Origin of the sequence: Terrilactibacillus tamarindi (assembly GCF_009718825.1) — a bacterium.
Lineage (GTDB): Bacteria > Bacillota > Bacilli > Bacillales > Sporolactobacillaceae > Terrilactibacillus > Terrilactibacillus tamarindi.
The window spans coordinates 1-8,836 of record NZ_WNHB01000040.1 but is presented as its reverse complement, the minus strand read 5'-3'; the positions used below and the strand labels follow the sequence as shown (position 1 = coordinate 8,836).

The following is an 8,836-nucleotide window of genomic DNA, read 5'->3' as shown; positions in this document are numbered from 1 at the left end:
TTATTTAAAAGGGAAGTGTTAAAAAGGATAGAATGGTCAAATTGAAGGCAACATATAGAAAGCCATTGATCTTTCGATTAAGAGTTCAGTTCACTTTGTTTGAAAACTGATGGGCGTCTTGATATTCTTAAAAGTGTTCATTTGACAACATAAGATAAATCCATACCTTATGTTGTCTTTCTCTTTAGGAAATACTAAGCAAGTGTAAAATTATATAAAAAGGAGACTGTTTATGGATTTCGTTACATTGAATAATGGTATCAAAATGCCACAATTAGGGTTTGGCGTATGGCAAGTTGAAGACGACAAAGCAACGGCAGCTGTATCAAAAGCTCTCGAAGTTGGCTATACCTCGATCGACACCGCTATGATCTATAAGAATGAAAAAGGTGTTGGTAAAGCAATTAAAGAATCCTCTGTCCCAAGAGAAGATCTCTTTATTACAACAAAAGTTTGGAATACAGATCAAGGATTTGAAAATACCTTACGTGCATTCGATGAAAGTTTGGATAGGTTAGGTCTTGATTACGTCGATTTATATCTCATCCATTGGCCTACACCACAATATGATGAGTATGTAGATACATATAAAGCATTAGAAAAACTTTATCATGATGGACGAGTGAAAGCGATTGGGGTTTGTAACTTTGATATTGAACATTTAGAGCGCCTCTTTGCAGAATGTGAAGTGAAACCTGTTTTAAACCAAGTTGAATGCCATCCATACCTGGCTCAAAATGAGTTAAAAGATTTTTGTGCGAAGCATGATATTTTTGTTGAAGCTTGGAGTCCACTTGATCAAGGTGGCGAAGTACTTAAAGATGAGACAATCAAAAAAATTGCAGATTCACATGGAAAATCACCAGCTCAAGTTGTCTTACGTTGGCATTTACAAAACAATACGATTGTTATCCCAAAGTCGGTTACTCCGTCTCGAATTGAAGAGAACTTTAATGTTTTTGATTTTGAATTAACAACTGATGAAATGGATCAAATTCATAAACTGAACAAGAATCGTCGTAAAGGTCCTAAACCAAGTGAAATGAATGTTAGGTAAAAGGTTTTAAAAAAGGAGCGATGATGTAATATCGCTTCTTTTTTGCAAAACCAAAAGGATGTCATAAACCCTATTAGTTTAGGTCAAACTGTAATGAAGAAACGATATTGGTCTTTTTTTATATTACCTTACACCTCAGTTATAAATCATATGAAAGTAGGAAGAACATTTTGACAATAGATTTTAATACCATTATCCGTGAACGTCACTCCGTGAAAGAATTTGACCCAAATGTTAAGATAAGTCATGAGGAAATGTTGAAAATATTAGAAGAAGCAACGTTAGCTCCGTCTTCAGTCAATTTACAACCGTGGCGCTTTGTCGTTGTAGATGATGAAAAACAAAAAGAAAAACTACAAAATCTTGTTCGATTTAATCAAAGACAATTAAACACGTCAGCTGCGATGATTCTCATATTAGGTGATATGAATCATTTTGATTATGCAGACGAAATTTTTTCGTTAGCTGTAGAAAGAAATACGATGCCACAAGAAGTCAAAGATAACTATATGACGACACTACCAAAAGCTTTCTCAAGTATGTCACCACAAAAAATTAGAGAAACGGCATTAATCGATGGCGGGTTAGTAGCCATGCAGTTAATGCTCGTTGCAAAAGCACATGGCTATGATACCAATCCAATAGGTGGATTTGAGCGAAAAGAATTGTTAGAAGCTTTAGGGGTCGATACCGAACGATATGTTCCTGTTATGATCGTGGCCATTGGCAAAGCCGCAAAGCCTGCTCACGCAAGCGTTCGCCTGCCTATTGAACGAGTAACAACCTTTAACCATGTGGATAAAGAGGTAGGACAGCCGAAAAAAGGTTAAGGAAAAATAAAAGGACAAAATATTCTCCTACAATATGTGTAGGGGAATCTCCATTTATAAGGCATCCCTTAAGTATAATCCTTTTAGTAAAAGATGCGTCTTATTAAAACTATTTTAGGCATGATCGTTGTTTTTTCGAGCTATTATAGAAAGAAGATGAAGACATGACAACTAAGCAACTCAGTGATATTCCATTTTCAGTGCTGGATCTTTCTCCGATCATTGAAGGAGGGACACCTACTGAGTCACTTCAAAATACATTAGATCTAGCTAAACACTCGGAAAATTGGGGTTATCATCGATATTGGGTAGCAGAACATCATAACATGCCATCCATTGCAAGCTCGGCAACGTCGATTGTGATTGCTCATATCGCTCAAGGGACATCTGAAATCCGAGTTGGATCGGGTGGCATCATGTTACCTAACCATGCTCCATTAGTTATAGCTGAGCAGTTTGGGACGCTTGAATCCTTGTATCCAGGACGGATTGACCTCGGTCTTGGTCGAGCCCCCGGGACAGATCGCCTCACCGCTCACGCCTTGCGCCGAAGCATGAGTAGTGGTGAAGACTTTCCAGAACAACTTGAGGAGCTTCGATTTTACTTTAACCAAACACCTAGAACAAGTGGAGTCCATGCCATTCCAGGGGAAGGTTTAACAATTCCCATTTGGTTATTAGGTTCAAGTGGTTATAGCGCCCAATTAGCCGGCCAATTAGGGTTACCATTCTCGTTTGCTAGCCATTTTTCACCGGCAAACACGTTACCCGCATTAAACCTTTATCGTCAGTATTTTACGCCATCTGCCATACTTGATAAACCTTGCGCGATGGTTTGTGTCAATGTTATTGCAGCTGATACGGATCAAGAGGCCGAAATTTTGGCAACAACATTGCAACAACATTTTATTAATTTAATGCGAAATGATCTTAAGCCCCTTCAGCCACCAGTGGATTCAATGGATTCAATATGGACACCTTATGAAAAAACCACCTTGCAAGATAAACTCGGTTCTACTATCATAGGAAGCCCGAAAACGGTTCAAGATAAATTACAGGCTTTTCTAGATCTTACCGATGCCGACGAGTTGATGATTAATACGATGATGTATGACCACAAGGCGAGACTCCACTCATACGAAATAGTGAGCCAACTTTTGAAAAATAAGTAATATTTAAGGTTCTCTCTTCCTAAAGTGAGGTAGGAGAGAACCATCTATTCATTACTTGAAATGAGTGGATCTGTTTATACATATGTGATGGCTTATGTTTATAATTGTTCATTAGAGTAGACCTTATTGTGCACTTATTCTCTCTGTACAATGTCAAGAAGAGAAAAAGATTTATAAAAGGGTTAGTTGCCGCCCATATTAACGTCACCCCGTTGACAAAAATGGCATTTCATTTTATAATTATCTCGAATTCGAGATATATTTTACAGAGGAATGATTTGATGGTTTATCAAGATAAAAAGCAGGTTGACGAAAAGGATATTTCTTTAAAATTATTTGTTGTATTAAATCGTGCGATGCAATCAATAAAAAAGCAGATCGAAGAGGATATAAAAAGATACGGTCTTAATCAGACGGAATTTGCTGTACTTGAACTTCTTTATCATAAAGGCGATCAACCGATACAAAAAATAGGGAGTAAAGTATTAATAGCAAGCAGTAGTATTACGTATGTGGTTGATAAATTAGAAAAGAAAAAATTGATAAGACGAAAACCATGTCCAAATGACCGACGAATAACATACGCCGTCCTTACTGAAGATGGTAAAGAGCTCATGAGAACCATTTTTCCTGAACATAAAGAAGCCATTCACGATATCCTTGGCGGTGTAGATATTGATGAGAAGAAAATGATGATTGATCAATTAAAAAAACTAGGAACTTATGCTAATAAAGATAGATCTTAAGCATGAGATCCTATTTTTTTATTTCGAAAATTTTTTGAACATATATCTCAATATCGGATAATATGAATTATAAATATAATTTATAAAAAGGGGAATGCATCATGATCGGCTTGGGGCTTCTCATTATTCGAATCGTACTTGGTTTAACATTTGTTGGGCATGGAGCACAAAAGCTATTCGGTTGGTTTGGTGGCTATGGGATTAAAGGTACTGGCGGTTACTTTAGTTCGATAGGAATGAAGCATGGGACTTTTATGGCTATCGTGGCGGGTTTATCTGAATTAATTGGTGGTTTATTATTTGCAGCGGGTTTCTTAACTCCACTTGCTGCACTCCTTATTGTTATCACAATGCTTGTCGCAGTAGAAAAAGTACACAATAAACATGGTTTTTGGGTGACTTCCGGTGGTTATGAATACAATTTATTAATTATTGCTGTTGCTATTGGTGTAGCTATTATGGGTCCTGGAATTTATGCGATTGATGCTCTAGTTTTTGGATAAGAGAAAGGGAAGAGATAATGTTACCTATTTTATGATCAATTATCACTGTTTGATAGCAGAAATGTCAGCGAACAGTGATAATTATTATTTTGAGGTTTGTTAATGAATTATGTTGATAAACGCTTTTTTGATTCATTCGTGTAAAACCTGGGCTTTACAGACCAAATGAGTCAATAAACAATAAGGTATTAACAGGCCTTTTTATTACATAGGACTAAATACAATACTTGTACTCACGATGTTTTAAAAGAAAAACCGTATTTTACACCAATGAATCTATAGCGCTTGAATGTAAAGAATAAGAATAAGGGAATTTTTTTAGCCATACCCCACATGATGGATACGATTTTTTGAACTGTACGAAGTGGGTATTTAGATCTATATCTTTATACCAATTGTAAAATGAAGAAACCTACAATAAGATAAATGATGTAAGCGGATACATTTGATTTTTTATTGTAAAATTATTAAAGGGGGAAAGAGTTATAGATTTAACGAAAGTAAACTTTAGACATTAAATTCAAAAATTTCTTAGAGAATTTTGAAAGTGCTTAAACATAAAAAGGGGGGATTGAATTTGAAACGATCTTTAAAAGGGATGATAGTGGCTTTGTTGTTATCAATGGTTATCTTTCCTACAACAGGTCATGCAGATGATTCAAATTATCAAGAAACCTATCGTAATCAATTTCATTACTCTGCAAATAAAAATTGGATTAACGATCCAAATGGCTTAGTTCAACTTGATGGTGTCTATCATATGTTTTATCAGCATAATCCATATGGAAATGAATGGGGGAATATGTCATGGGGTCATGCTACAAGTACTGATCTCATTCATTGGAAAGAACAACCAATAGCGATTCCAGAAGCTGAAAATAGCCCTTGGGTGGATTTTTGGTTTAAAACAAAGGATGATACCAAACCTGTTCATTATATTGGTACACCGACCACCAACTGGGATGGGGGACATCCGAACGGAAAAAAATACATTTTCAGTGGTTCAATCATTGTTGATAAGGAAAATAAAGCTGGTTTTGGTAAAAATGCTTTACTTGCTTATTATACAAGCACCTACCAAGTAGCTGTTCGTGACGACGATACATCCAAAGACCCTTTAGGTAACTATCTAGGATTGCGTGAAATACAAGAACAATGCCTTGCTTACAGTACAGATGGCGGAAAAACTTTTACTAAATATAAGGGATCTGAACCCATCATTCCTGTTACGGCGGTACCTAATGAACAAACAGGAAACTTCAGAGATCCTAAAGTTGTTTATGATGATGAACATAAGGTTTGGGCTATGACTGTTGTAACTGGTCAAGAAGTTGATATCTATACATCGACTAATTTAATAGATTGGAAATATCAATCCAATATATTACGGAAACATGATGTAGGAAACGGCGTATGGGAGTGTCCAGAGTTGATCCCTATGACTGTCAGTGGAACAAAAGAGAAAAAATGGGTATTATCATTAAGCGTCCAAAATGGAGCACCAGCTGGTGGCTCAGGAATGCAATATTTCGTTGGAGATTTTGATGGAAAAGCCTTTCATCCAGAAACCTCTGAAACAATGAAAAACCCAAAATGGCTTGATTACGGAGAAGATTTCTATGCAGGTATCACCTTCAGCAATGTTCCAGATCGAACTATCATGCTGGGTTGGATGTCGAATTGGAGTTATGTTGGAGAGCAGCATACCTCTCCGTGGAAAGGCGAGATGACACTTCCACGTGAATTGACATTAAAAAAAGTAGCCCATCAGGATTATCAATTGATCCAGGAGCCTGTTAAGGAAATAAATAATTTATCCAATAAAGTCGTACAACTTGGCAATAAAAAAGTCAAAGCTATTAATGAAACCAAAGTTAATAAGGTCACTAACTACCAAGGACAACATTACCGATTAAGTGCAGAGTTTTCATGGAAAGAAAAAACGATGCCAACTCAATTAGGATTTAACTTAAGAGAATCGAAAGACGGCTCTAAAAAAGTCGTTGTTGGCTATAATCCTAAAACACAAACGGCTTATATCGATCGAACTAAAGACGGGGAGAATATAAGCCGCAATAGCACAAAAGTCAAACTAGATTCAGATCAAAAGAAAATAAAACTCACCGTCTACGTTGATTCCTCATCAATAGAAGTCTTTATCAATGATGGTGAAAAAGTTTTAACTCAAGTAATGTACCCAAATCCAGATCAACCAAGTGATTCAAATGGCTTATCATACTTTGTTAGTAATGGAGAAGTAAAAATGAAACATGCTTCAGTTACAAAGTTGAATAGTATTTGGGGAAATAATTAACTTAATAAAGTATCATACCTCATGAACAAAAGTTTATTTAACTTAGTTCATGAGGTTTTCTTATTTCGAAAGTGAGTTCGATGAAATCAAACTAATTAGATAGGACTCTGATGTTAGATGAAACCCTGATGTGATAAGGATATTATAATGTTTATAATGACCTATTTTATAGAATTATTTTGTTTAAGTTAAATAATGATTTTTATTAGTTAATGGACTATTATGGTACATAAATCAATCTATATTATCTAAGAAGGGAGTTTTAGATTCAGGTATCAGAAAATTATCTTTTTTTAAAAAGTTAGAAAACCCAATCATAACATCCAAGATGAAACATACCTTTTCTGAGAAATCGTTTAAGTAGGAGAACGAAAGTAGAAGGAGAGCTGAGAATGGATGTAAAAAATCAACCTGGAAAAATTGTTTCACTCGGTTTACAACACATGCTTGCTATGTATGCTGGCGCTGTCGTTGTCCCTCTTATTGTTGGAAGTGCTATTGGTTTAAAAGGAGCTATGCTCGCTTATTTAGTTTCTATTGATCTTGCTGCTTGTGGACTCGCAACGTTACTTCAAGTATGGAAAAATAGGTTTTTCGGAATTGGCTTACCCGTAGTCTTAGGATGTACATTCACAGCTGTGACGCCTATGATCGTTATTGGAAAGAAGTATGGCATTGAAGGTGTATGTGGATCTATTATAGGCGCTGGTATTATATTATTTGGTTTATCTTTCATCCTTGGTAAGATCGTTAAGTTTGTTTCACCTGTTGTGATTGGCTCAGTTGTTGTTATTATCGGCTTAACACTCATTCCTGTAGCAGTTAACAATGTCGGAGGTGGAGTTGGGGCTCCAAACTTTGGGGATCCTAAAAACTTACTATTAGCATTTGGTGTATTATTATTAATCGTCTTAATGAATCGCTTATTTACCGGATTTTTACGATCTATCTCCATTCTTCTTGGAATTATAATCGGTACGATTGCAGCAAGCTTTATGGGAATGGTTGATTTTACCTCTGTCGGAGAAGCCCACTGGTTCCAAATTCTTAAACCTTTTAGTTTTGGCGCGCCAACATTTCATATTGATGCCATCATAACCATGACCATTGTTGTTCTTGTAAGTTTAATTGAATCAACGGGTGTCTACTTTGCGTTAAGTAAAATTTGTCACGTACCTATTAATAATAAACTGATGGAGAAGGGGTATCGGGCAGAAAGCTTAGCTGTCGTTGTCGGTGGTCTATTCAATGCCTTCCCGTATACAACATTCTCTCAAAATTTAGGACTTGTTCAAATGACGAAGGTAAAGTCAAGAAGTGTTATCGTCGTTTGTGGTGTCATTTTGATTGTTGTTGGTTTTATTCCTAAAATCGGTGTGATCACAACTATTATACCTAGTGCTGTTCTTGGTGGAGCGATGATCGCAATGTTTGGTATGGTTGTTTCAGCAGGGATAAAAATGCTAAGTGAAATTGATTTCTCTAAAAATGAAAATTTATTGATCATTGCTTGTTCAGTTGGTTTGGGACTTGGAGTCACAGTTCAACCACAGTTGTTCTCCAAATTACCAAGTTATATTCAAATTGTTACCAATAATGGTGTTGTAGCAGGAGCCTTGATGGCTATTATTTTGCAAATTATCTTTAATTTTAATAAAAGTAAATTAGACGAGAAAGACATTAATGAAGAAAAACAAGATGCACAAATCATTTAGTAATCTATTATGCTTTTATTTGAGTACTTTTATATTGGAATGCAATAACTTTTGTTTGGTTATTGCATTCCTTTTTAACAGGGAAATAATAGCTAACATTAAATCGGATTTTATACTGAATATAGAATCGATATAATATATATAAAGGAAGAGAATGAATTCAGTTTCTTAAATTACTATATAAATCAATCATGTGTATATAATAAGCAGAAAATATTTTTGTGGAAAAAGGTTGATCTTAAAAAGTAGATATGTTATAGTACTAAACGTCGCTTCATTAAACAATTAAAAACACTAAAAAGATGTTGACATGATTGTTTAATAGAGTTATAATATAAAAGTCGCTGTTACGAAATAGCGATCGTAATTAAAAAACATATTGACAAAGACTTTTCAGTTTGATATAATATAAAAGTCGCTGTTGCGAAACAGTGATGTGAAATTTTAAAAAAAGTATTGACAACAACTTTTGAACATGATATAATATAAAGGTTGCTGT

The 8,836-nt window shown here is 35.3% G+C and carries 7 protein-coding genes; all 7 read left to right on the top strand.

Annotation, left to right across the window (positions count from 1 at the left end; all coding sequences use genetic code 11):
- Positions 1 to 232 precede the first annotated feature (232 nt).
- The 7 genes from GMB86_RS15155 to GMB86_RS15125 all read left to right on the top strand — a co-directional run bounded on the left by GMB86_RS15155 (position 233) and on the right by GMB86_RS15125 (position 8,337).
- Positions 233 to 1,057: an aldo/keto reductase gene (locus GMB86_RS15155; RefSeq protein WP_155221360.1), complete on the top strand. Its 825-nt coding sequence runs from the start codon at positions 233 to 235 to the stop codon at positions 1,055 to 1,057.
- Positions 1,058 to 1,224: 167 nt separating this feature from the next.
- Positions 1,225 to 1,887: a nitroreductase family protein gene (locus GMB86_RS15150; protein ID WP_329602964.1), complete on the top strand. Its 663-nt coding sequence runs from the start codon at positions 1,225 to 1,227 to the stop codon at positions 1,885 to 1,887.
- Between the two features lie 164 nt (positions 1,888 to 2,051).
- On the top strand, positions 2,052 to 3,059 hold the full coding sequence (locus GMB86_RS15145) for an LLM class flavin-dependent oxidoreductase (RefSeq protein ID WP_155221357.1): 1,008 nt from the start codon (positions 2,052 to 2,054) through the stop codon (positions 3,057 to 3,059).
- 281 nt (positions 3,060 to 3,340) lie between these two features.
- Positions 3,341 to 3,805 (top strand): MarR family winged helix-turn-helix transcriptional regulator, encoded by a 465-nt coding sequence (locus GMB86_RS15140; RefSeq protein WP_155221356.1) that lies wholly within the window; start codon positions 3,341 to 3,343, stop codon positions 3,803 to 3,805.
- 101 nt (positions 3,806 to 3,906) lie between these two features.
- Positions 3,907 to 4,308, top strand: a complete 402-nt coding sequence (locus GMB86_RS15135) for a DoxX family protein (protein WP_155221355.1) — start codon at positions 3,907 to 3,909, stop codon at positions 4,306 to 4,308.
- A 577-nt stretch (positions 4,309 to 4,885) separates the two neighbouring features.
- Positions 4,886 to 6,622 carry a glycoside hydrolase family 32 protein gene (locus tag GMB86_RS15130; protein WP_155221354.1) on the top strand — a complete coding sequence of 579 codons (1,737 nt, stop codon included), beginning with the start codon at positions 4,886 to 4,888 and terminating at the stop codon, positions 6,620 to 6,622.
- 392 nt (positions 6,623 to 7,014) lie between these two features.
- Positions 7,015 to 8,337: a nucleobase:cation symporter-2 family protein gene (locus GMB86_RS15125; RefSeq protein WP_155221353.1), complete on the top strand. Its 1,323-nt coding sequence runs from the start codon at positions 7,015 to 7,017 to the stop codon at positions 8,335 to 8,337.
- Positions 8,338 to 8,836 lie beyond the last annotated feature (499 nt).